Raw genomic sequence first — 25,048 nt, forward strand, 5'->3', positions numbered from 1 at the left:
AATTGCTTCAGATTATAAAAGGGAGGAATAATACTATGAAGCTTTCAAAGAAGATAATCGCCGCAGCGCTGAGTGCTGCTACGGCGGCAGTCTCAATGGCATCGTCGATGCCCATACAGGCTGCGGACACTGAGACGGAGCAGCAGTTCTGCGCCCCCATCAGTGAAGTAGTCACAGACTCAGGTCTGGATATAGACTACGCAAGAGCACTCCAGTATTCGCTCTATTTCTACGATGCGAATATGTGCGGAGACGATGTTGAAGGCAAAAACCTTCTTCCTTGGAGAGGAAACTGCCACACTTATGATGCACACGTTCCGCTTACACCATGGGACGGAAAGAAGGATAAGAGCACCAAGAGCGGCGTAAATCTTTCAGCGTCATTTATCGAGAAGTACAAGGATATCCTTGACCCCGACGGCGACGGCACTGTTGACGTAGCGGGCGGATTCCACGACGCAGGTGACCACGTTGAGTTCGGTATGCCCGAAAACTACACCGCAGCAACTCTCGCATGGGATTACTACGAGTACAAGGACGTTTTCAAGCAGCTCGGACAGGATGCTCACATGGAGACCATTCTCCGCCACTTCAACGATTACCTTATGAAGTGTACCTTCCGGGACAAGGACGGCAAGGTCATAGCACACTGCTATCAGGTAGGTCTCGGTGAGATCGACCATAAGATCTGGAACAATCCCGAGGTAGACACAATGCCTCGTCCTGCTTTCTTCCTGACAGCCGACAAGCCTCAGATCGACTACGCTGTATCTGCCTGTGCTTCACTGGCTATCAACTATCTCAATTTCAAGGACTCAGATCCCGAGTATGCAGAGAAGTCACTTGACTATGCAAAGGCACTCTGGAACTTCACAAACGATGCGATAAAGGCATTCCCGCCCTCAGAGAAAAAGGATTCGGATCCTCTGCTCTCCGATAACAATGACGGACCCGGAGAGTTCTACGGCTCAAGCAAGTGGGAAGATGACTACTGCTGGGCAGCAGCGTGGATATACATGGCAACAGAGGATAAGACAGCTCTTGAGCTGGCTGCACCCTACTTTGATTACTATGCACCCTCAGGCTGGTGCTACTGCTGGAACGATATGTGGTCAGGCGCAGGCGTTATGTGGGCAGTTATCAATCAGGAACACCCCGATCTTGACCTTGTACAGATGGTAAGAGACGCACAGGGCAAGAACCAGTATGTATTCGATAACTTCTGGGACAATGACTGTGTAGGTAAGTGCCTCAAGACATGGCAGCAGAAAGAGACCAAGGGCGGTTTCGCATTCCTCAACGAGTGGGGAAGCTGCCGTTACAATACAGCAATGCAGCTCATCTGCCTCCTGTACGACAAGTACAACAACAACGGTCAGGCAAGTGAGTGGAGCAAATGGGCTCAGACCCAGATGGACTACGTTCTGGGAAAGAATGATATCAAATTCAAGGAGACCGAGAAGATGACAGTTCTTGCGGGCAAGAACGGTACACACGGTCCCAGATCCTTCGTTGTCGGCTACAATGATACGTCCGTAAAGAATCCTCACCACCGTGCAGCATCAGGACTTCTCATGGCTGAGGATCCCCGTGAGCAGAAGCACATCCTCTGGGGCGCACTTGCAGGCGGTCCCGATGATGCAGATGCACACAGCGACAGCACAAATGACTGGAGAGAGAACGAGGTAACCATCGACTATAACGCAGCCTTCGTAGGCGCTTGTGCAGGTATGTACAAGATGTTCGGAACACCCGAGATGGCAGTTACCGAGAACTTCCCTCCTCTTGACGAAAAGAGAGTATACGGCGGCGGTTCGGAAGGCGGCGGAAGCGGCTACTGGGTAGAGGCACTCGGTATCGACAAGCCCAACAAGAACGGCGACGGTGCAGGAACCACACAGATATCATTCAAGGTACTCACAGGTGAGACATCACCTTCAAAGAAGACATCAGTACGCTACTACTTCAACATCAGCGAGATGAAGAACGGAATCGACGGACTGAAGGAAGTCCGCGAGCTCTACGATCAGTCAAGCACTGAGGCAGGCGACGAGGGCGCAGACGGCGTTATCTCAGGACCTTTCAAGTACGATAAGGTGCCGGATACATATTATGTAGAGGTAACATGGGACGGCTACGTTATCGCAAACTCAGGCAAGAAGTACCAGTTTGACCTCGGTATGTACTACGGAGACTTCTGGGATCCTACAAATGACTGGAGCTATGAGGGACTGAAGATAGGTGACAGCGGCGATTTCTTCGCAGTTGATGATCCTCCGGAGGAAAAAGCAGATCACATCTGTATCTACGCTGACGGCGTTCTGGTAGGCGGTATCGAGCCTGACGGAACGGAGCCGGCACCCAAGGAGGACAAGACCACCACAACTACAACAGCACCCAAGACGACCACGACTACAACTACAACAAAGGTAACAACAACAACTACCGTTACTGCAACTGCTCCCGACGGCAAGGTGGTACGCGGTGATGCAAACTGTGACAGCAATGTCGAGCTTGCAGACGCTATCCTTGTTATGCAGTCGATTGCAAGCCCCAACAAGTACGGCGTAGGTGGATCGTTTGAGAACTGCCTTACCGAGCAGGGAAGACTGAACGGCGATGTTGACGGAGAGCAAGGTCTTACCGGCAACGATGCGCTGGAGATACAGCTCTTCCTCCTTCACAAGAAAAAAACACTCTGATATAATTTACCGAAAGCGGCTGTACAGAAATGTGCAGCCGCTTTGCTTTGCGGATTTTCACAAAACTTTCATTTCTCTCACAATTTACCTGTTGTATTTTCACAGGGAGTATGTTATAATTTTGTCGTACTTGATGTAGGAGATGAATTCATATGAATGAAGAAAAAAATCCGCGTAAGCAGTATGCGGTCTACATAGTGATATGTCTGGTGCTGCTGATGATATTCAACGCGCTTGTAATGCCGAGACTTACGCAGGCTTCCGTAAAGGACGCTGATTACAGCTTTTTCCTTGACTGCATAGACGAGGGAAGCGTCAGAAAGGTGCAGATCGAGGATACCGAGATAACCTTCACCGTCGAGGAGGACGGCAGGGAGCAGGCTTACTCCACGGTACGCATAGACGACGCGGACCTTGTGACGAGGCTCCACGAGAGCGGAGATGTGGAGTTCACAGGCAAGCTTCAGCAGCAGAGCCCTCTCAGAGGCTTCCTTCTTGGCTGGATAATCCCGATGATATTCCTGTTTGTTCTCTGGAACCTGCTTTTCAAGAGCCTTGGAAAACGTATGGGCGGACTTGGCAATGCCATGTCCTTTGGCAAGAGCAATGCCAAAATATATGTAAAGGCGCAGACCGGCAAGACCTTTGCGGACGTAGCAGGACAGGACGAAGCCAAGGAAGCGCTGGCTGAGATAGTGGACTTTCTCCACAATCCGGGCAAGTACGCCGAGATAGGCGCCGATCTTCCCAAGGGAGCACTGCTTGTTGGACCTCCCGGTACGGGAAAGACCTTGCTTGCACAGGCAGTTGCAGGCGAGGCAGAGGTGCCGTTTTTCTCCATATCGGGCTCCGAGTTCGTGGAGATGTTTGTGGGAATGGGTGCTGCGAAGGTCCGTGACCTGTTCAGTCAGGCAACGGAAAAGGCTCCCTGCATAGTGTTTATCGACGAGATAGACACCATAGGCAAGAAGCGTGACGGGCAGATGGGCAGCAACGATGAGCGCGAGCAGACCCTCAACCAGCTTCTCACGGAGATGGACGGCTTTGACGGCAAAAAAGGCGTAGTTATCCTTGCCGCCACCAACCGACCCGAGTCCCTTGACCCTGCGCTGCTGAGACCGGGACGCTTTGACAGGCGCATCCCCGTGGAGCTCCCCGACCTTGCAGGGCGAGAGTCTGTGCTGAAAGTTCACGCCAAAAAGGTAAAGCTTGCTGACGGAATTGACTTCAACGCCGTAGCGAGGGCGACAGCAGGAGCATCGGGCGCCGAGCTTGCCAACATTGTCAACGAAGCGGCTCTGAGAGCCGTAAGGAATGGCAGGAGCGCCGTGAACCAGTCCGACCTTGAGGAGAGCGTTGAGGTAGTCATCGCAGGCTATCAGCGCAAAAACGCAGTCATCTCCCAGAAGGAGAAGGAGATAATAGCCTATCACGAGGTAGGGCACGCCCTTGTAGCGGCAATGCAGAAGGACTCCGCGCCCGTGCATAAGATAACCATAATCCCCAGAACATCGGGAGCTCTCGGCTACACCATGCAGGTGGACGAGAACGAGAAGTTCCTTTTGTCAAAGGAGGAGGCGCTCAGCAAGATAGCCACCCTCACAGGCGGACGTTCGGCAGAGGAGCTTATCTTCAACACTTGTACCTCGGGAGCCTCCAACGATATCGAGCAGGCGACAAAGCTTGCCCGCGCCATGGTCACACGCTACGGCATGAGCAGCAAGTTTGACATGATAGCCCTTGAGACCGTGAACAATCGCTACCTCGGCGGGGATGCCTCGTTGGTATGCTCTCCGGAAACAGCGGCAAAGATAGATGATGAGGTCAATAGCATCGTAAGGAATGCTCATACCAAGGCAGTACAGATACTCACCGACAATATCGGCAAGCTCCATGAGATAGCCCGTTTTCTCCTTGAAAGAGAGACCATCACAGGAGAGGAGTTCATGGCTATACTCCACAAGGAGCCGCTGGTGACTGCATAAACCGTAAAAAACTGCCAATGATAGCCGATGAGGTGATACTATTGAAAAGGACAACATCGGCTGTCATGGCAGCAGGTCTTATACTGACCATACTTATTTCAAATGCAGGAAGCATCATACGGGACGGGCGCAGGCTGGACGGGCTCCGCGGACGGGTGCTGCGGCTGCACATACTGGCGAACTCCGACAGCGAGGAGGACCAGCGCCTGAAGCTCCTTGTCCGTGACGAGCTGCTGCGGAGTGGCTATTTCAGCGGAGCATCCGACTTTTCAGAGGCGGAAGCCATAGTGCAGGAGCGTCTTGGCGACATTGAGGATACTGCTGAGGACGTCCTCCGCGAAAACGGCTGCACCGACTGTGTGACCGCAGAGCTTGAGACAACGGACTTCACCGACCGCGTTTACGGCGACATCACCATGCCGTCTGGGGAGTACAAAGCGCTCCGTATTAAAATAGGAAAGGCGGAGGGACATAACTGGTGGTGCGTCATGTATCCGCCGCTGTGTATTCCCGCGGCGTGCGGCAGCGAGGACGAGGAGGCAGATGTCGCCGAGGACGAGTCGGCTGAGGAGGAGTATTTTGACGACGAGGAGCTTGATATCCTCAAAAAGCCTAAGAAATACAAGGTGAGATTTGCAATATGGGATAAAATCAAGAGCCTGATAGATGACTGAACTGTGCACTTTCACGAATTTCACAGTTACGCTTGACTTATCTCCCGCAGTGATGTATAATATTTGAGTAAACAAAGCAGAACTATGCGTTCTCACCGTCGGGCTAAGCTGAAACGGTCAATATGTATCGGATATCCTGCTGTTCTTGCGGCAGGGGATATATTCAGTGTGTATTGGTGAGTGCGGATAATTTCTGCACTCATTTTTGTTTTTAAATTATATTGCTTGGAGGTGCTTGACTATTAGCAAACAGGAACTGCAGATCAACGAAGAGATAAGAGACAAGGAAGTACTCGTAATCGACGCTGACGGTAAAAAGCTTGGCGTTTTATCCGCCAAAGAGGCTCAGCAGATAGCCTTCGACAAGGATCTGGATCTCGTTAAGATCGCTCCGCAGGCAACACCGCCCGTGTGCCGTATCATGGACTACGGAAAGTATTGCTTTGAGCAGGCTAAGCGTGAGAAGGAAGCAAGGAAAAATCAGAAAGTCGTTGCTATCAAGGAGATCAGAATGTTCTCCACAATAGACACACATGACTTCGAGACGAAGGTAAATCAGGCTGTCAAATTTTTACAGGGCGGCGATAAGCTCAAGGTGTCGGTAAGATTCCGTAAGAGAGCTATTGCACATCCGGAACTTGGAAGCGAGCTGCTTGATCGCTTCAAGGAAGCAGTTTCTGCGGCAGGCACTGTGGATAAGCCGGCTAAGATGGAGGGACGCAGCATAGTAATGTTCGTTTCGCCCAAGGCCGCTAAGTAAGGAGGATCATATAATGGCAAAGGTAAAGGTTAAAACTCACTCGGGCGCTAAGAAGCGTTTTAAGATTACAGGAAGCGGTAAGGTAAAGTACCAGCACACCAACAAGAGACACAGACTTACTCAGAAGGACACTAAGCGCAAGAGAATCGCTCGTAACGCAGGTGTAGCAGACTGCACAAACGCACCTACAATCAAGAAGCTCGTTCCTTATATGTAATCGGAAGCGGAAAAGTTATTCCGCATGGTACTGAGCGCAATTCCCGTAATTTTAATTTTGGAGGTAAAAGACTATGGCACGTATTAAAGGTGCAATGATGACTCGTAAGAGAAGAAACAAGACTTTAAAGCTTGCTAAGGGCTACTGGGGCGCAAAGAGCAAGCACTTCAAGATGGCTAAGCAGGCCGTAATGAAGTCAGGCAACTACGCATATATCGGAAGAAAGCAGAAGAAGAGACAGTTCAGACAGCTCTGGATCACAAGAATTTCCGCAGCTGCTAAGCTCAACGGCATGAACTACTCAACATTCATGAACGGCTGCAAGAAGGCTGGTATCTCTCTCAACAGAAAGATGCTCAGCGAGATCGCTATCAACGATGCAGCAGGCTTCACAGCGATCGCTGACAAGGCAAAGGCTGCTCTTTAATTGCAATTAAAAACACGCTCCTTTTATAAAGAGCGTGTTTTCTTGTAGGAGGCGGGGGAAGACTCCGCCTGCTGCATGAAGTCTCACCAAGTTATAACGGAGGTGCGTGTAGTATTGGATAATATTATAACCTCTAAAGATAATCCCACCATCAAGCTGTATCAGAAGCTTTCCTCATCGAAAAAAGAGAGGCTTCAGTACGGCTTATTCGTGTTGGAGGGGCTCAGAATAGTGGAGGACGCTCTTAAAGAGGACAGCGGCATAACTCAGCTCATATTGACCGAGAAGGCGGCAGAGCGCTGGGGCGAGGAGCTTTTACAGGCTGATTTGAGAGATACAAGGACAATTGTCATTTCAAATGAGCTTGGAAACAGGATAGCCTCGACGGAGAGTACACAGGGAGTATTTGCAATATGCAGGATACCCCTTCAGCGGACAGCGGCGAGCATAGTCCGCGAGAATGGTAAGTACCTTGTGCTGTTCGGTCTTCAGGACCCGGGCAACGTGGGCATGATGATAAGGACCGCAGACGCACTGGGCATTGACGGAGTGATAATGTCGGGCAGCTGCGACCTTTACAGTCCCAAGGTGATTCGCTCTACAATGGGTTCGGTGTTCAGGATGGCGATAGCCGTTGAAAACGATGCCGACGCTCTTTTTGAGCAGCTTCACGGAAAGGGCGCTGTCACATCTGCGGCAGTCATCGACAAGGACGCGGTACCCGTAACGGAATGTGATTTTACCGGCACACAGGCAGTGTTCATCGGCAACGAGGGCAACGGACTGCCGTCGGACATCGCACAGCGCTGCACACGACGGGTCATAATACCCATGCACGGAAACATCAACTCCCTCAACGCGGCAATGGCTGCGGGGATACTCATGTGGGAGCTGAAACGATAAGTCCGAAAAGGAGGGCTGACTATGGAGGAAACAAAATACTGGCTCTGGCTGAATATGGTCTTCGGAACGGGCAATCACCGTATCTGGGAGGTCATGAGCTTCTTCCGCACGGCGGAAAAGGCGTACATCTCCCTGACTTCCGACAGCGGCATAGTCAGTCTGAATGACAGCGAGCGGAAGAACGTCAACGCCATACCTCTGCGGAATGCGGAGATATTCCTTGCAAACTGTGCAAAGCGCGGTATCGGAGCTGTTGCATTTACAGACCCCGATTATCCCGAGCAGCTGAAGCACATCTACAATCCGCCGTCGCTGCTCTATTATAAAGGAAATATCTCCTGCCTTAAAACGGAGCTTACAGTGACCTCCGTGGGTACGAGAAAGGCTACGCCGTACAGCCTTAAAGCGGCAAAGGAGATATGCTCCGAGCTTTCGGCAAGGGGAGCTGTTATAATCAGCGGCTTTGCAGTAGGTATTGACCTTGCATCACATATGGCTGCGGCAGACATAGGCAGACCCACAGTCTGCGTAATGGGCTGCGGTGTTGATGTGGATTATCCCAAGCCGAATTTTCAGTACAAAGATACCATACTTGCAGCAGGCGGCGTGTTTATATCGGAATTTCCTCCGGGAACACCGCCTAATTCGCCCAACTTCCCCAAGCGCAACAGGATACTTGCGGCGCTGGGAGCAGCTGCGGTGGTATTTCAGGCAGGAGCCAAGAGCGGCTCACTCATAACTGCCAATCTTGCGGCAGGACAAGGGCGCGAGGTGCTGTGTCTGCCTCCTGCGGACATATTCAGCGGAGAGTTTGCAGGCAATGTGAAGCTTCTCCGTGACGGAGCAGTGCCGATGTACGACGCCTCCGATGTTATGGACTGCATAACGGGAAAGAAGAAACAGTCAGCGGAGACTTCTGCCGTCAGAAGGGGAGCGGAAGTGTTCGGTGAACGCCGTGAGCCCTCAGCCGATGAGATAAACAGTTTCATGAGGGCGATGAACGGCATAGATGATGTAAAAAAGGAAACAGCCGTGAGTACAGAGCAGCCTGAGCTTTCCGACGAACTGTCGGAAACTCAGAGACGCATTGCAATGGAGCTGTCAGACGGACCGCTCCACGCAGACGAGCTTGCTCAGAGACTCGTGCTTGATCCCTCCGAGCTTATGACAGAGCTTACGGAGCTTGAGATATTCGGGACAGTGCGTTCACTTCCCGGCAAAATGTTTGAACTTATCAGATAAGGGGATAAATCAATGTCAGATTTAGTCATAGTAGAGTCGCCTGCAAAGGCAAAAACTATCCAGAAGTACCTCGGACCCGGATATGAGGTCATAGCCTCCATGGGTCATGTCCGCGACCTTCCCAAGTCAAAGATGGGCGTGGACAAGGATAACGACTTCAAGCTGCAGTACACAGATATGAAGGGCAAGGAGGACGTTATCAGGGAGCTGAAAAAGCGCGCCAAGAAGTGCGATAAAGTGTATCTCGCAACCGACCCCGATCGTGAGGGAGAGGCAATTTCGTGGCATATCGCCCAGATGCTCAAGCTGGATATGAACGAGAACAACCGAGTGGCTTTCAACGAGATCACCAAGACAGGCGTAAAGAACGGAATGAGCAATCCGCACAAGATAGATGTGGATCTGGTCAATGCCCAGCAGGCAAGGCGAATACTTGACCGACTTGTGGGCTATGAGCTTAGTCCTTTCCTGTGGAAAAAGGTCAAGAGAGGACTTTCCGCAGGCAGAGTGCAGTCCGTTGCGGTACGTCTTGTAGTTGACCGCGAGAACGAGATAAGGGCATTTGTCCCCAAGGAGTACTGGTCCATAGACGCCAAGTTCACCGCACCCTCATCGAGGAAGGTGTTCGACGCCGCACTTGTAGCAGTAGACGGCGAAAAGCTTGAGATACCAAATCAGGCAGAGGCAGACGGACTTCTTGCAAGGCTTGAGAACGCGGAATACGTTGTAAAGTCGGTAAAGAAAAGGGTCACCAAGAAACAGCCCGCACCGCCCTTCATCACCTCCACCCTCCAGCAGGAGGCATCCAGAAAGCTCAGCTTCAGTGCAAAGCGCACCATGAAGGCAGCGCAGGAGCTTTACGAAGGTGTTGACGTACAGGGAGTAGGCGCAGTAGGTCTTATCACATACATGAGAACGGACAGCCTGCGAATTTCCGACGAGGCGAAGAAGGCTGCCGCTGATTATATCGGAACGGTATACGGCAAGGACTACCTGCCCCCCGAGCCCAGAAACTTCAAGACAAAGAGCAACGCTCAGGACGCCCATGAAGCAATACGTCCCTCAACTCCCGAGCTTACGCCCGAGAGAGTAAAGTCCAGTCTCAGCTCCGACCAGTACAAGCTTTACAAGCTCATATGGGAGCGCTTTATCGCCAGCCAGATGGCAAATGCCCTGCTGGATACAGTATCTGCGGATATCGAGGCAAACGGCTGTACATTCAGAGCATCTGGCTATTCCGTTAAGTTTGACGGATTTATGGCACTTTACGTTGAGTCAAGCGACTCCGAGGACGGCTCCAAGAAGATGCTTCCCGAGCTGAAAGCAGAGGATAAGCTGAAGCTGAAGTCCATTGCGGGCAACCAGCACTTCACACAGCCCCCTCCGCGATATACCGAGGCTTCCCTCATCAAGGCGCTTGAGGAGAACGGCATCGGCAGACCGAGTACCTACGCTCCGACCATAACCACCATAACCTCACGCCGCTATGTTGAGCATGAGGGCAAGGCATTGAAGCCCACAAATCTGGGCGAGGTCATCACGGAGCTTATGAAGGACCACTTCAAGAAGATAGTAGACGCTAAATTCACCGCCGAGATGGAGAACAATCTCGATGAGGTGGAGCACGGCGAAAAGAACTGGGTAAGCACGCTTCACGAGTTCTACGACGACTTCTCACAGACCCTTAAAAAGGCAGAGGAGGCAATGGACGGCAAGCGCGTGAAGGTACCCGACGAGGAGACCGACGTAGTATGCGAGCTGTGCGGCAGGAACATGGTGATAAAGTACAGCAAGTTCGGCAAATTCCTTGCCTGCCCGGGCTTCCCCGAGTGCAAGAACACAAAGAAGATAGTAACGGAGGCGGACGGAAACTGTCCGCGCTGCGGAAAGAAAATGCTGCTTAAAAAGTCCAAGAAGGGCAGAAGCTTTTACGGCTGTGAGGGCTTCCCGGACTGCAGCTTCATGACATGGAACGTCCCCACAAAGGAGATATGTCCTCAGTGCGGAAAGAGCCTGTTTATGAAGGGCGGAAAATCGGGAAAGCTGGTATGCGAGAACGAGGGCTGCGGCTATGAAAGAGAGCTGAAGAAATGAGCGTGACCGTCAATGTCATAGGCGCGGGACTTGCAGGCTGCGAAGCCGCATGGGCAGTTGCCGAGGCAGGTATAAATGTAAGGCTTTACGAGATGAAGCCGCAGAAATATTCTCCCGCCCACAAGTACAGCGGATTTGCCGAGCTGGTATGCTCAAACTCCCTGAAGGCGGCGAGACTGGAGTCGGCAGCAGGACTGCTCAAATACGAGATGGAGCTGCTGGGCTCACTGACCGTGCCATGTGCCAAGGCAAATTCCGTGGAGGCAGGCGGCGCACTTGCAGTTGACAGAGAACGCTTTTCCGACGCAGTTACCGAAAAGATAAAGTCCCACCCCCTCATAGAAGTGGTGGAAACAGAGGTGACGGAGCTTCCCGAGGGCGAGACCATAATCGCCACAGGTCCCCTTACACAGGGTGCCATGGCGGATATAATAAAGGAGCTCTGCGGCGAGGGACTCAGTTTTTACGACGCCGCTGCACCTATTGTGACTGCGGAGAGCATAGATATGGAAAGAGCCTTCTATGCGTCCCGATATGACAGAGGTGACGCGGATTACGTCAATTGTCCCATGAACAAGGAGGAGTACCTCGCATTTTATGAAGCTCTTACAGGAGCCGAAAAGGTGCAGCTCAAGGACTTCGAGACCCACCCCTTCAGCGTATACGAGGGCTGTATGCCCATCGAGGAGCTGGCATCGAGAGGTGTGGACACCATGCGCTTCGGACCCATGAAGCCCGTGGGCATAGACGACCCGAGAACGGGCAGGCGCCCCTATGCAGTAGTGCAGCTCCGAAAAGAGAACCGCGAGGGAACACTTTTCAACCTTGTTGGATTTCAGACCAATCTGAAATTCGGCGAGCAGAAGCGTGTGTTCTCCATGATAACGGGCCTTGAAAACGCCGAGTTCATGCGCTACGGCGTAATGCACAGGAACACATTTATAAACAGCCCCGAGCTGCTCAGCGCGGACTTCTCCATGAGGAGCCGCCCCGAAATATCCTTTGCAGGGCAGATAACGGGAGTAGAGGGCTATATGGAAAGCGCTGCAAGCGGACTCATAGCAGGTATCGCGGTATCCCGCAGGATAAAGGGACTTGAGCCCTTAAAGCTTCCCCTTGACACCATGACGGGAGCCCTTTCCCATTATATCAGCGACCCCTTCAACAGCGGCAGCTTTCAGCCAATGGGGGCGAATATGGGCATACTTCCCGATATCGGCGTAAGGATAAAAGACAAGAAGGAGCGCTACGGTGCATATGCAGAACGTGCCGTTAAATCGCTGAGAGGAGAGCTTGAGAGAATTGGCTTCTAAGATAATAGTTGACGCCTTCGGAGGAGATAACGCTCCTCTGGAGGTAATAAAGGGCTGCGAGAGAGCGGTCCGCGAGCTTGGCGTGAGCATCATACTCACAGGCAGCGAGGAAAAGATAAAGAAGTGTGCGGCGGAAAACGGTCTCAGCCTCAGCGGCATAGAGATAGTCCACACGGATGATGTTTTTGATATACATGAGGAACCGAAGGAAATAATCAAGTCGGGCAAGAATAGCTCTATGGCTCTGGGACTCAACCTGCTTTCAGAGGGCAAGGGCGATGCCTTTGTATCGGCAGGAAGCACGGGAGCACTTGTCATGGGAGCCACCTTCATCGTCAAGCGTATCAAAGGCATCAAAAGGATAGCGCCGTCACCCATACTCCCCGGTGATAAGGGAAGCTTCATACTTCTCGACGCAGGGGCAAATACAGAGTGCAGACCCGAAATGCTGGTGCAGTTTGCCGTTATGGGAAGCGCCTACATGGAAAAGGTCATGGGCGTGAAGTCTCCCAAGGTGGGACTGCTCAACATAGGCTCCGAGGAGACCAAGGGCAGAGAGCTTGAGACAGAGGCTTACAAGCTGCTGGAGAAGTCGGGGCTCAACTTCGCAGGAAATATCGAAGCAAGAGATCTGCCCAAGGGCGAGGTGCAGGTAGTTGTCACCGACGGATTTACGGGAAATATCGTCCTGAAGCTCTATGAGGGAATGGGAAGCTTCTTTGCCAAGAAGGTAAAGTGGATATTCTCGGGAGCAGGCAAGCTGGGAGCCATATTCTCCCTCGGTAAGATAAAGGCATTCAGAAAACAGATGGACTATAAAGAGGTAGGCGGCTCAGCCCTTCTCGGCGTAAGAAAGCCCGTCATAAAGGCTCACGGAAGCTCTGACGGAACAGCATTCTTCAACGCCGTAAGACAGGCAAAGAAGTGTGTGGAGGGCAATGTCGCAGGCGTGACGGAGAGCTATGTAGCTCGTATGTCAGCCGCAGACAAGGAGTGATAATATGGAAGATCTTTCGAGATTTGAAGATATATTGGGATATAAGTTCAATAATATACAGCTGCTCAGGCAGGCGCTCTCGCACTCGTCATACGCAAACGAGAAAAAGCACCCCAACGGCAGCAATGAGCGTCTGGAGTTCCTTGGTGACAGCGTGCTGTCCATAGTGGTATCGGACTTTCTCTACAAGAATCTGAACGTAGCAGAGGGCGAGCTGACAAAGATGAGAGCATCGCTGGTATGCGAGAAGTCACTTCACGTTTTCGCCAAGCAGATAGACCTTGGAAAGTTCCTGCTGCTGGGCAAGGGCGAGGAGAACACTGGCGGAAGGGAGCGCCCTTCCATACTTGCGGACGCCTTTGAGGCAGTCATCGCCGCCATATATCTTGACGGCGGAATGGAGCCCGTATCGAAGCATATCCTGCGCTTCATGCCCAAGGATATCCGTCATGCAAAGAAGCCCGTATTCAACGACTTCAAGACAGTGCTTCAGGAGGTCGTCCAGAAAAATCCCGAGGAGAAGGTGGAATACGTTCTCATCGGCGAGGAGGGTCCCGACCACAACAAGCGCTTTGTCGTTGAGGTGTGCCTGAACGATCAGGTCATCGGCAAGGGAAGCGGAAAGAGCAAGAAGGAAGCCGAGCAGCTTGCTGCAAAGGAAGCGCTGGAGCTCATGGGCTATGAAGCACAGTAACATCTCTGTTTTCGTGCCTCATGTGGGCTGTCCTCATAAGTGCAGCTTCTGCGACCAGCGTACCATAAGCGGCGCACAGAGCCTTCCCCATGGCAGCGATGTCAGGGAGGTCTGCGAGCAGGCTCTGAGGGAGGTAAGCTCGCCCGAGAACACCGAGATAGCATTTTTCGGCGGAAGCTTTACGGCTATCCCCCGCGATTATATGCTGGAGCTCCTTGAGGCGGCGCATGAATATGTAAGCGAGGGGAGATTCAGGGGCATACGCTGCTCCACCCGTCCCGACTGCATAAACGCGGAGGTGCTGGAGCTGCTGAAAGGCTTCGGAGTCACCTCCATAGAGCTGGGAGCCCAGTCCATGAATGACGAGGTGCTTGACGCCAACGAGCGCGGACACACCGCTTCGGACGTGGTGAATGCCAGCCGACTTATAAAGGAGCGCGGCTTTGAGCTGGGCTTACAGATGATGACAGGGCTCTACAAGAGCAGCCTTGCGGATGACATGGACACAGCAAGGAGAATAGCAGACCTTGCCCCCGATACCGTCAGGATATACCCTGTGGTAGTGCTGAGGGGCACCCGTCTGGGACAGCTTTATCTGTCGGGCGAATACGCTCCTGCACCCTTTGATGAAATGGTGGAGGTCTGTGCGGACATAATGAAGCTTTTTACTGACAGGGATATAAGGATCATAAAATGCGGACTTCATGCCAGCGAATTTGTGGAGCAGGACATGGTGGCAGGCTACTATCACCCTGCATTCCGCGAGCTGTGTGAGGCAGCCATTTACCGCAGCAGTATCCTTCATGCAATAGAGAAGGAGCTGCCGGACTGCCGCGGAAGTGTCACGGCAGAGGTCAGCAGCAGATGCATCAGCAAGGCTGTGGGACAAAAAAGAGCGAATATAGAATTTTTCAGGGAGCGCGGTCTGGACTTGACCATAGTCGGCAGTGAGACCGTCCCTATATATGAATGTAAGCTGAGGAGGTGAGCGGGTGTATCTTAAATCACTGGAAATACAGGGATTCAAGTCATTTCCCGACAAGATAAGCCTTACCTTTGACAAGGGACTTACCGCAGTCGTGGGACCGAACGGAAGCGGCAAGAGCAATATCGGCGACTCTGTGCGCTGGGTACTGGGTGAGCAGTCCACCAAGACCCTCAGAGGAAACAAGATGGAGGACGTAATCTTCTCGGGTACCGTGGCAAGGAAGCCCATGGGCTTTGCGCAGGTAACGCTGAATATAGACAACTCCGACAAGACCCTTCCCGACATGGGGGACGAGGTCGGCATAACACGTAAGCTGTACAGGAGCGGCGAGAGCGAGTACCTCATAAACGGCAAGCCCTGCCGACTGAAGGACATCAACGAGCTGTTCATGGACACAGGTCTGGGACGCGACGGCTACTCAATAATCGGACAGGGACGTATTGCCGAGATAGTAGGAGCCAAGAGCTCCGAGCGCCGCGACATCTTCGAGGAGGCGGCAGGAATATCCAAGTTCCGCTACAAGAAGCTTGAAGCGGAGCGAAAGCTCACCGCCGCACAGGAGAACCTGCTCAGGCTCACAGACATACTCACCGAGCTGGAGGGCAGAGTGGAGCCTCTGAGGATACAGTCCCAGAAGGCGGAGAAGTTCATCAAGCTGGCGGAGGAGCGCAAGCGTCTGGAGATATCCGTCTGGGTCAGCCGACTTGACGAGATGAAGATAAAGCTTGACGAGCTTGAGAGCAAGATACTTGTCAGCAAGAACGAATACGAGAACATTGAGAACGACATACAGCGCGAGGAGCAGAAAATAGCCGATGGCATCAGGAAGATGCAGGAGAGCACCATGCGCGCCGATGAGCTTCGCCGCAAGATGCTGGAGGAGGAGCAGACCGCTTCCGGGATGAAGTCGGGAATCGCCGTTCTCGAGAACGATATAAAGCACTGCAACGAGGCAGTTGAGGCAGCCCAGAAGAACATCGACAGCTCCGAGGAGGCGAAGAAGGCTCTCGAGCAGGAGCGCAAGGCAGCTCTTGAGGGACTTGAAAAGCTGGAGGAGCAGAAGAAGGCTCTGGAAGCCGAGATAAAGGCAGCCGAGGAGAGCTTCGAGAAGACTGAGAGCGAGAGCACGAAGCTGGGCGACTCCGTTGACAAGGCAGGCAGCGAGATAAACGGCTTGTACATCAGACAGAGCGAGCACCGCTTCAACATCGAGTCCTCAAAGTCCATGATAGAGGAGCAGACCGCAAGGCTTGCCGAGCTCCGCGAGAGCAGCGGTACTCTTGTTAAGCGCATCGAGGAGTACGAGGGACACAGAGCAGACCTTACTGCCCGGAGCGAGAAGAACGCCGCAAGGGCAGAGGAGCTCCGCAACAAGCTCAGCGGACTGGAAAGGCTGTACAAGTCACGCCGCGACGGCTTTGAGCAGGCGAAAAACGACTTTGAGCGCGCGCTGTACGACCTGAAGGACAAGCAGCAGCGAAGGAAGATACTCACCGACCTTGAGAACAACATGGAAGGCTTCGCAGGCAGCGTAAAGCAGGTGCTGAAGGCTTCCAAGCAGGGACGCATAGGCGGAGTATTCGGCACAGTCGCTCAGAATATAGGCGTTGAGCCGCAGTACGCCGTAGCCATAGAGACTGCACTTGGCGGCGCAATGCAGAATATCATCGTTGAAAACGAGGACATCGCAAAGCGCTGTATCCGCTTCCTGAAGGAGCAGAAGGGCGGACGCGCCACATTCCTGCCCATCACTTCTGTAAAGGGCTACGAGCTCAGGGAGCAGGGACTGGAAAACTGCGAGGGATTTGTGGCGAATGCCAACAAGATAGTTACCTATGACCCAAAGTTCAGCGGCATAATAGCGTCGCTGCTGGGACGTATAGTCATAGCCGAGGACATCGACACCGCCACCCTTATCGCCAAGAAATACGGCTATAAGTTCAGGATAGTCACCCTCGACGGACAGGTCATCAATGCGGGAGGTTCCTTCACGGGAGGCTCTGCACAGCGCTCGGGAGGTATCATCACCCGAAAGAACGAGATAGACACACTTGACGCCGAGATAGAGAAGCTTGCTGCCGAGAGGGACACCCTTCGTGAGAAGGCAGAGAAGCTCCGTGCAGAGTCGGAGAAGCTCCGCTACGATACCGAGGCAGCCAAGGAGGAGCAGGCACAGTGCGAGTCTGAGAGAGTCCGCATAGGCGCTGAGCTCACCAGCGTCATCTCATTGGCAGAGCAGCTCCGCACACAGTCTGCCGACTCCGACAGAGTAACCGCAGAGACGGAGCAGCGTATAGAGGCTGCAAAGCAGAGCATCGCCGACTCCGAGAAGGCACTTGCCGACACGGAAGCGGAGATAAAGTCAGCCGAGGAGAAGCTGGCACAGGGACAGGATATCCGCGAAAAGCTGAGAGTTCAGCGTGAGGAGCTGTCCGACAGGCTTTCGGAGCTGAAAATAAAGGGCATGGAGCTTGCCAAGGACTTACAGGCGCAGGAGCTTGAGATCTCACGCATAGACAGGCGCGAGGAGGAGCTGAAATACGGTGCCCACCAGTTCGAGGAGGAGATCTTCCGTCAGAGGGAGATAATAGCTCAGAAGGAGACCGAGATAGCGGAGCTGAAGCAGAAGCTTGCGGACTTCAAGGACAACACCGCCTCCTATAACGAGGAGATACAGCGCTGTCACACTACCCACACCGAGCAGAACCGACTGGTCAACGAGATGCAGAACGGACTCAAGGCGATAAACGACTCCAAGGAGAAGCTCTCCGCAGAGATAACCCGACTTGAGGAGCGCAGAGAGACAGTCTGCCGCGACACCGACAACATCATCAGGCAGCTCATGGAGGTCTACGAGCTGACACGCTCAGAGGCTGTACAGATAGCCGAGAAGATAGACGACATGATGGCTGCACAGGCGGAGCTGACCACCATCAAGAACAAGATACGCGCACTGGGAAGCGTAAACGTGGACGCTATCGAGGAATACAAGGAGGTATCGGAGAGATACCGCTTCATGTCCGAGCAGATAGCGGACGTCCAGAAGTCCAAGGCAGAGCTGGAGAAGATAATCACGGACCTGACCGCAGAGATGTGCAGGATATTCTCAGAGAGCTTTGCCATAATCAACTCAAACTTCAAGAGCATCTTCGTGGAGCTGTTCGGCGGCGGAAAGGCGGAGCTCATACTCAGCGACCCCGAGAACGTGCTGGAGTCGGGCATCGAGATAAGCGTAGCCCCTCCCGGAAAGGTCATCAAGAACCTGATATCACTGTCGGGAGGCGAGCAGTCCTTCGTAGCCATAGCAATTTATTTTGCCATACTGAAGCTGAGACCCGCGCCCTTCTGTATACTTGACGAGATCGACGCGGCTCTTGACGAGGTAAACGTAAGGAAGTACGCACAGTACCTCAAAAAATTCACTGACACCACCCAGTTCGTACTGGTAACACACAGACGAAGCGCCATGGAGGAGGCAAATGTGCTCTACGGCGTCACCATGCAGGAGGACGGAATATCCAAGCTTCTGAAGATGGAGCAGGTGGATTTTCAGGAGGACGTAGCAGATATTCAATAATTTTTGTCACAGATGACAATGTCGCTGCGATATGATTAATAGACCATGTTTGGAGGATATAATGGGACTTTTTTCTAAAATTGCCAGCGGTCTGAGAAAGACCAAGGATTTCCTTTTCGGCGGTATCCAGAGAGTACTCAACTCTTTTACCGTTATCGACGAGGAGCTTTTCGACCAGCTCGAGGAGCAGATGATAATGAGCGATATCGGAGTTGAGACCTCCGAGGAGATATGCGACAGGCTCCGCAAGAAGATAAAGGAGCGCGGCATCACCGACCCCAAGGAGATAATGGGACTTATCCATGAAGTTATCGCGGAGATAATGGGCAACGACACAGGTCTGGACCTTTCCGTATCCCCCGCTGTAATAATGGTCATCGGCGTAAACGGCGCAGGCAAGACCACAACCATAGGCAAGCTCTGCCACCAGTTCAAACAGGAGGGCAAGAAGGTCCTCGTAGCGGCAGCGGACACATTCCGTGCGGCAGCTATCGACCAGCTTGAGGTGTGGACACAGCGTGCAGGCGTTGACATAGTAAAGCACGCCGAGGGCTCCGACCCGGGAGCCGTAGTATATGACGCCCTTGAAGCCGCAAAGGCAAGAGAGTGCGACGTAGTGGTAATAGATACGGCAGGAAGGCTTCACAATAAGAAGAACCTTATGGAGGAGCTGAAGAAGATAAACCGTATCATCGACAACAAGGCAGGTGACTGCTCAAGAGAGATACTTCTTGTGCTTGACGCCACCACAGGACAGAACGCCGTAAATCAGGCGAAGCTGTTCAGCGAGACCGCGCCCATCACGGGAATAGTTCTCACAAAGCTTGACGGTACAGCCAAGGGCGGTATCGTTATCTCCATAAAGAATGAGCTTGGCATACCCGTAAAGCTCATAGGCGTAGGCGAGAAGATAGACGACCTCCAGCCCTTTGACAGCAATATGTTTGTTGACGCCCTCTTTGCCTCACCCGAGCAGCTTGAAGCTCTTGACGATGAGGACGAGGATACAGAGGAGGCAGCCGAGGAGTACACCGAGGACGATGAGGACACCGATATCGTTGAGGTGGACGGCGTTCAGGGCTACTACAACGAGTACGGCGCATTCATTCCCTATGATGACGAGGAGTCCGATGATGAGGACGAGGATGACACCGAGGAAGCCTATGAGGAGCCTGATGAGGACGAAGACGAGACTGAGTTTGAGTCCGAGACAGAGGATGAAGCTGATGATGAAGACGACGAGTCTGACGATGAAGACGAGTCTGACGAAGCTGATGACCTGACCGAGGATACAGAGGAAGAAGCCGAGGACGAGGAGGAAGAAGCTCCCGCACCCGAGCCCGAGAAGAAGAAAAAGCGCGGCTTCTTCAGCAGACTGTTCGGAGGTAAGGACGATGATTAAGCAGCTGGTAATGGCTACAAACAACGCAAACAAGCTCCGTGAGGCGAGGGAGATACTCTCACCTCTGGGCATAGAGGTGCTGTCACAGCGCGAGGCAGGAGCAAACTGCGCCCCCGAGGAAAACGGCGCCACATTTGCGGAAAATGCCCTTATCAAGGCAAGAGCGGTCTATGAAGCGGTAAAGCTCCCCACAGTAGCCGACGACAGCGGTCTCTGCGTAGACGCCATGGACGGCAGACCGGGAGTATACTCTGCAAGATACGCTCCCGAGGGACAGCACTGTGCAAAGCTCCTTGATGAAATGAAGGACGTCCCCACAGACAAAAGGGGAGCAGCTTTCGTGTGCTCCATCGCATTTATTGATGAAAACGGTGAGAATTACGGTGTAAGCGGCAGGTGCAGCGGCAGTATAGGCTATGAGCAGCGCGGCACCAACGGCTTCGGCTACGACCCGGTGTTCATGGTAGGAGACAGGACGATGGCGGAGCTGACCGCAGAGGAAAAGAACGCAATAAGTCACAGAGGTGCGGCTCTCAGGGAGCTGTACAAGTACCTGAAAGAAAGATACGGTGAATAATATGCTTACAAGCAAGCAGAGAGCGTACCTGCGCGGTATCGCATCCACATATGAGACCATATACCAGATAGGCAAGGGCGGCGTTACCGAGGCGATGTGCAATGACATATCAGCCGCACTGAAAAAGCGCGAGCTCATAAAGCTGAGAGTCCTTGACAATTCGGGCTGGACAGCAAGGGAAGCCGCTGACGCCATCGCCGAGCAGACAGGCGCAGACGTAGTGCAGGTCATCGGCAATAAGTTCGTGCTTTTCAAGCGCAACGAGAAGGACCCCGTTATCGAGAACATTCCCAAGGCTAAGTAAGTCATGAGGGTATTGATAATAAGCGGCACCGCTCATAAGGGCTCCAGCTACAGTATCGGACGCATGACAGCCGAAAAGCTGGCAAAGCCAGAGGAAATAGACGAGGTGTTCCTGCCGCGGGATTTCGACGAGTTCTGCTGCGGCTGCACAAATTGCTTCACCAAGGGCGAGGCCACCTGTCCCCACTACGGAAAGCTCAGACCTATAACGGAGCTTATAGATGCCGCCGATGTACTGATACTCACATCCCCCGTGTACGTTTATCACTGCACGGGACAGATGAAGGCGCTGCTGGACCATTACGGCTGGCGCTGGATGGCACACCGTCCCGAGGAGAAGATGTTCCGCAAGCAGGCGGTGGTGGTATCCACAGCAGCAGGAGCAGGTGTTAAGTCCGCCATGAAGGATATGGCAGACAGCTGCTTCTTCTGGGGCATACCTCAGATCTACAAGCTGGGCAGACCTGTTGCGGCGACGGACTGGGAAAGCGTAAAGCCCGAGGTAAAGGAAAGCATCAGCAAAAAGGCGGACAGTATCGCCAAAAGGATACTGAAGCGGCAGGGAAATGTACCCGTACCGCTGAAAACAAGAGGATTTTTCAAGATAATGAGCCTTATGCAGCGCAACGGCTGGAACAAGGCAGACATGGACTACTGGAAGGCAAAGGGCTGGACAGAGAGCAAACGTCCGTGGAAATAACAGGAGGTGCATAATGAAGACAGGCATATATGGCGGAAGCTTCAATCCCGTCCACAACGGACATATTCATCTTGCGGAAACTGCCGTTAAAGGGTTCGGACTTGACAGGCTGTTTCTCCTGCCTTCAAAGATATCACCCCACCGCTCCAGTGCTGAGTACGCACCTGACGAGGACAGACTTGAGATGCTGAGGCTTGCCTGCGAGGGCAACGACCATCTTTTCGTCAGCGACTACGAAATAAAAAGCGACCGTGTGAGCTATACTATATATACCGTGGAGCATTTCCGCGAGACCTATCCCGATGACGAGCTTTTCCTCCTTGTGGGCAGCGATATGCTCATGAGCTTTGACACATGGTTCCGCTATGAGGACATACTCTCAAACGTGACCCTGTGCGTAGTTTCCCGTGAAAATGGAGATCTGCCTGCTCTGAAGAAAAAAGCTGAGGAGCTCGGAAAATTCGGCAGGGTGTTGGTATCAGACGCAGCTCCCACAGTCATATCCAGTACAGAGGTGCGAAAAAAAATTGCAAAAAATAAGGATTTCACTTGCTATCTTGACGAAAATGTAGTACAATATATAAGATTGAAGGGATTATATTCGGTAAGAGGTGAAGGCGATTTGCAGTATAACCCTGACGATAAGAAGAAATACCTGAAAGCACACCTGTCATCAAAGCGCTATAACCATTCCTTGAATGTGGCAGCAGAGTGCAGGAAGCTTGCGGAAAAGTACGGTGAAGACCCTGACAAGGCGTATTTTGCAGGACTTCTCCACGATATCTGCAAGGAGCTGCCCGACGATGAGCAGAAGGCTCTCGTTCTTGAGAGCGGCTACACCGTGTGCCGCGAGGAGCTTGACACCCGTTCACTGTGGCATGGCATCGCAGGCGCATATTTCGTAAAAAAAGAGTTCGGAGTGGAGGATATAGACATCCTAAACTCCATAAGATTTCATACAGTGGGCAGAGCAGGAATGTCCCGACTTGAAGAGATAGTCTATATGGGCGATCTCATTTCTGCGGAAAGGGATTACAAGGATGTAGACAAGATGCGTAAGCTTGCCTACACTGATCTCAATGCAGCAATGCGCGAGGCATTTGCATTTTCAATGAAGTCCGTGATAAAAAAAGGCGGAGTCATACCGATCTGCACCGCCGAGGGGTATAATTTTTACACACGGCTTTCCGTTTAAGATAAAAAATGATGGAAATTTGAAAAGAGGACTCTAATGAACCGAGAAGAACTTAACGAGGAGTTAAAAACCACAGCAGACAACGCTCCGAGGCAGATGAAACCGCTGAGGAAGCTTAAAAGGATAGATAACAGTCCAAAGCCTGCCGAGCCTGTATACCACGGGCTCCATGAGGCACCGCAGATAGACATCGCCATTGAGGGCGAGGAGAGGCCGCAGGAGAGAGCTCCGCAGCAGGTCTATCACGGGATGCACGAAAAGGGCAGGGCAGATGACGTAGTCGAGTCGGCAGTATACGACGATGACTACGACTATGATTATGACGAGCCCGAAAAGAGTTCGGGCAAAAAGAAGAAAAAGAAGAGCAAAAAGGACGCCCTTATAAAGCTGACAGCAGTGCTGCTCAGTATAGCAGCGATCATCACGCTCTTCCTGAATATGCCCATACTATGGTACAAAAAGAGCGGACAGCCAGATGAGCGAGTGTCCATAATCACATATTTCAAGCGCTGGCAGCCCACTGTTGACCTTGAGGGCGAGCTTGAGAAGCCCCAGATCGATTTCAGCGTCGATCCCGACATCGTAACGGAGGACTTCACCGACGGACTTGATCTTCCCCAGCTCATCGAGGGACAGTACACCGTGCTCTTCCTCGGATTTGACGAGGATCAGGAGCTTACAGACGTTATCTGGATATGCCAGTTCGACATCGCAGGCGGAAAGCTCCACATCCTTCAGGTGCCCAGAGACTGCGCGGTACCGAATTATACCAGCAATCCCACCACCAAGATCAACAGCGTGTACTATTACGCATGGGATCAGGAATCCAGCAAGATACAGCGTGTGGTAAACTGCGTTCAGGACAACTTCGGCATACCCATAGACGCATATATCACTACCACCTGCTTTGATATAGTTGACATCGTTGACCTTGTGGGCGGAATACCAATGAACATCGACAACGAGATAGTATACGAGGCAGACAAGGTGATCCCCGCAGGCGAGAACGTAGTTCTCACAGGCGAGCAGGCAGAGTGGTTCGTGCGTTTCCGTCATGACTGGCTTCAGGGCGATATCGGACGAGTACAGAACCAGCGCCGCTTCATGGCAGCTGCAATGCAGAAGATACTCAGCATCGTCAAGGACGAGGGCAGGATGAAGCTTTACAGCTACCTCAACACCATATACAAGAACAAGTGGATAGCCACAAATATGAGCGTGGAGGATCTCAGCAAGCTTGCCGACTTCGGCTCCATACTATCCATGGACAACGTGTCAGTCAACATGGTACCGGGAGAGGATGCGGTATACATCGGCTCCGACGGAAACGAGTACAGCATCTACTCCATCCACAAGAGGGCGACAGTGGATATGCTCAACGAGTCATTCCGTCCCTACCAGCGCCCCATGCTGCTCTCCGAGAGCAATATAATGGAATTTGTAAGCGAATACGAATATCAGTACGAGCTCTATGACGATACGGGAATAACCTTCAAGGACCTTGAAAAGGCAACTGAACCGCCGAGAGCTTCGGATTACAACTAATGAAAGAAAGGTGAAGCAGATGACAGAGCAGGAAAAGCTCGAGCTTATAGTAAAGACACTTGACAGCAAGAGAGGCGAGGACATTCAGGCTATAAAGATAGCCGACCTCACTATACTTGCGGACTATTTCGTAATAGTAAACGGTACCAGCAACACCCACGCGAGAACACTTGCGGACGAGGTGGAGTTCGTACTTTCACAGAAGGGCATCGAGCCCCAGCGCCGTGAGGCAGATACAGGCAACACATGGATAATCCTTGACTATGCCGATATAATCGTCCATGTATTCTACAAGGACACCAGAAACTTCTACAAGCTTGAGGGACTCTGGGCAGACGGCGAGCAGGTAGACATAAGCAGCCTTCTTGTAAAGGAGAATGAAGGTTGACGTTCAAAAACAAAACAGGCGGTACACTCATCGTTGTAATGGCGGTGTATGTAGTTGCGAAGTGCCTTCTGAACATGGCACTCAGCGGACATATCTCCGTGACAACTCTGGTCATCGCCATACTTGAAGCGGCAGCCTTTTTTCTGTGGCGCAGGTATGTGAACTATGCACTGGCAGGACTTCTTGCCCTCATAGCAATAATATACTTCCCACAGAATATAGCCGATATAGGCTCCAACTGGATATATCTCCTTGAGGGAGCCGCTGACATATGCTGTGCCGCGCTTTTATGCTTCCACAAGGACGTAGGGGAGCATTACATAAAACCATGGAATAATAATTAATAATAAAGGAATGATATTACA

Annotated in this window: 21 protein-coding genes and 1 pseudogene; all 22 read left to right on the forward strand. The window is 52.3% G+C overall.

Going from position 1 to position 25,048, the window contains the following annotated elements; translation table 11 throughout:
* Nucleotides 1-35: 35 nt before the first annotated feature.
* Nucleotides 36-2,702 (forward strand): glycoside hydrolase family 9 protein, encoded by a 2,667-nt coding sequence (locus tag DSZ37_RS04955; RefSeq protein ID WP_181380248.1) that lies wholly within the window; start codon nucleotides 36-38, stop codon nucleotides 2,700-2,702.
* Nucleotides 2,703-2,854: 152 nt separating this feature from the next.
* Nucleotides 2,855-4,687, forward strand: coding sequence for an ATP-dependent zinc metalloprotease FtsH (ftsH, locus tag DSZ37_RS04960; RefSeq protein WP_109725846.1), 1,833 nt, complete (start codon nucleotides 2,855-2,857; stop codon nucleotides 4,685-4,687).
* Nucleotides 4,688-4,728: 41 nt separating this feature from the next.
* Nucleotides 4,729-5,361, forward strand: coding sequence for a stage II sporulation protein R (locus DSZ37_RS04965; protein ID WP_181380249.1), 633 nt, complete (start codon nucleotides 4,729-4,731; stop codon nucleotides 5,359-5,361).
* A gap of 235 nt (nucleotides 5,362-5,596) precedes the next feature.
* Nucleotides 5,597-6,121, forward strand: a complete 525-nt coding sequence (gene infC, locus DSZ37_RS04970; protein ID WP_028521361.1) for a translation initiation factor IF-3 — start codon at nucleotides 5,597-5,599, stop codon at nucleotides 6,119-6,121.
* 13 nt (nucleotides 6,122-6,134) lie between these two features.
* Nucleotides 6,135-6,338 (forward strand): 50S ribosomal protein L35, encoded by a 204-nt coding sequence (gene rpmI / locus DSZ37_RS04975; RefSeq protein WP_019678115.1) that lies wholly within the window; start codon nucleotides 6,135-6,137, stop codon nucleotides 6,336-6,338.
* Between the two features lie 73 nt (nucleotides 6,339-6,411).
* The gene (gene rplT, locus DSZ37_RS04980; RefSeq protein WP_028521362.1) at nucleotides 6,412-6,765 is read left to right on the forward strand and encodes a 50S ribosomal protein L20; all 354 of its coding nucleotides are present in this window, start codon (nucleotides 6,412-6,414) and stop codon (nucleotides 6,763-6,765) included.
* 114 nt (nucleotides 6,766-6,879) lie between these two features.
* A complete protein-coding gene (locus DSZ37_RS04985) occupies nucleotides 6,880-7,668 on the forward strand; it encodes a TrmH family RNA methyltransferase (protein WP_242978570.1) in 789 nt (262 codons plus the stop codon).
* Nucleotides 7,669-7,689: 21 nt separating this feature from the next.
* Complete coding sequence (gene dprA, locus DSZ37_RS04990) at nucleotides 7,690-8,910, forward strand: DNA-processing protein DprA (RefSeq protein ID WP_109725849.1); 1,221 nt, start codon at nucleotides 7,690-7,692, stop codon at nucleotides 8,908-8,910.
* A 12-nt stretch (nucleotides 8,911-8,922) separates the two neighbouring features.
* Nucleotides 8,923-11,004, forward strand: coding sequence for a type I DNA topoisomerase (gene topA, locus DSZ37_RS04995; RefSeq protein WP_109725850.1), 2,082 nt, complete (start codon nucleotides 8,923-8,925; stop codon nucleotides 11,002-11,004).
* Entirely contained in the window at nucleotides 11,001-12,317 is a 1,317-nt protein-coding gene (gene trmFO, locus DSZ37_RS05000) for a methylenetetrahydrofolate--tRNA-(uracil(54)-C(5))-methyltransferase (FADH(2)-oxidizing) TrmFO (protein WP_109725851.1), read from the forward strand. Before topA ends, trmFO begins: the two co-directional genes overlap by 4 nt.
* Entirely contained in the window at nucleotides 12,307-13,314 is a 1,008-nt protein-coding gene (gene plsX, locus DSZ37_RS05005; protein ID WP_109725852.1) for a phosphate acyltransferase PlsX, read from the forward strand. Before trmFO ends, plsX begins: the two co-directional genes overlap by 11 nt.
* 4 nt (nucleotides 13,315-13,318) lie before the next feature.
* Complete coding sequence (gene rnc / locus DSZ37_RS05010; RefSeq protein WP_109725853.1) at nucleotides 13,319-14,008, forward strand: ribonuclease III; 690 nt, start codon at nucleotides 13,319-13,321, stop codon at nucleotides 14,006-14,008.
* Nucleotides 13,995-14,996 carry an elongator complex protein 3 gene (locus DSZ37_RS05015; RefSeq protein WP_109725854.1) on the forward strand — a complete coding sequence of 334 codons (1,002 nt, stop codon included), beginning with the start codon at nucleotides 13,995-13,997 and terminating at the stop codon, nucleotides 14,994-14,996. Before rnc ends, DSZ37_RS05015 begins: the two co-directional genes overlap by 14 nt.
* Nucleotides 14,997-15,000: 4 nt before the next feature.
* Nucleotides 15,001-18,573 (forward strand): chromosome segregation protein SMC, encoded by a 3,573-nt coding sequence (smc, locus tag DSZ37_RS05020; RefSeq protein WP_109725855.1) that lies wholly within the window; start codon nucleotides 15,001-15,003, stop codon nucleotides 18,571-18,573.
* Nucleotides 18,574-18,634: 61 nt separating this feature from the next.
* Nucleotides 18,635-19,534, forward strand: a pseudogene (gene ftsY / locus DSZ37_RS05025) (signal recognition particle-docking protein FtsY); the annotation flags it as partial.
* A 433-nt stretch (nucleotides 19,535-19,967) separates the two neighbouring features.
* Nucleotides 19,968-20,552 carry an RdgB/HAM1 family non-canonical purine NTP pyrophosphatase gene (gene rdgB / locus DSZ37_RS05030; RefSeq protein WP_109725857.1) on the forward strand — a complete coding sequence of 195 codons (585 nt, stop codon included), beginning with the start codon at nucleotides 19,968-19,970 and terminating at the stop codon, nucleotides 20,550-20,552.
* A 1-nt stretch (nucleotide 20,553) separates the two neighbouring features.
* A complete protein-coding gene (locus DSZ37_RS05035; protein WP_019678103.1) occupies nucleotides 20,554-20,856 on the forward strand; it encodes a YhbY family RNA-binding protein in 303 nt (100 codons plus the stop codon).
* Between the two features lie 3 nt (nucleotides 20,857-20,859).
* Nucleotides 20,860-21,555, forward strand: coding sequence for a flavodoxin family protein (locus DSZ37_RS05040; protein ID WP_109725858.1), 696 nt, complete (start codon nucleotides 20,860-20,862; stop codon nucleotides 21,553-21,555).
* A gap of 13 nt (nucleotides 21,556-21,568) precedes the next feature.
* Nucleotides 21,569-22,750: a nicotinate-nucleotide adenylyltransferase gene (locus DSZ37_RS05045; protein WP_109725859.1), complete on the forward strand. Its 1,182-nt coding sequence runs from the start codon at nucleotides 21,569-21,571 to the stop codon at nucleotides 22,748-22,750.
* A gap of 36 nt (nucleotides 22,751-22,786) precedes the next feature.
* A complete protein-coding gene (locus tag DSZ37_RS05050) occupies nucleotides 22,787-24,295 on the forward strand; it encodes an LCP family protein (RefSeq protein ID WP_109725860.1) in 1,509 nt (502 codons plus the stop codon).
* 19 nt (nucleotides 24,296-24,314) lie between these two features.
* Nucleotides 24,315-24,683, forward strand: coding sequence for a ribosome silencing factor (gene rsfS, locus DSZ37_RS05055; RefSeq protein ID WP_109725861.1), 369 nt, complete (start codon nucleotides 24,315-24,317; stop codon nucleotides 24,681-24,683).
* Nucleotides 24,680-25,027 (forward strand): hypothetical protein, encoded by a 348-nt coding sequence (locus DSZ37_RS05060; RefSeq protein ID WP_109725862.1) that lies wholly within the window; start codon nucleotides 24,680-24,682, stop codon nucleotides 25,025-25,027. The genes rsfS and DSZ37_RS05060 overlap by 4 nt, the downstream gene beginning before the upstream one ends.
* Nucleotides 25,028-25,048: the final 21 nt, after the last annotated feature.

It is taken from the genome of Ruminococcus flavefaciens (assembly GCF_900116855.1).
Taxonomy (GTDB): Bacteria; Bacillota; Clostridia; order Oscillospirales; family Ruminococcaceae; genus Ruminococcus; species Ruminococcus flavefaciens_R.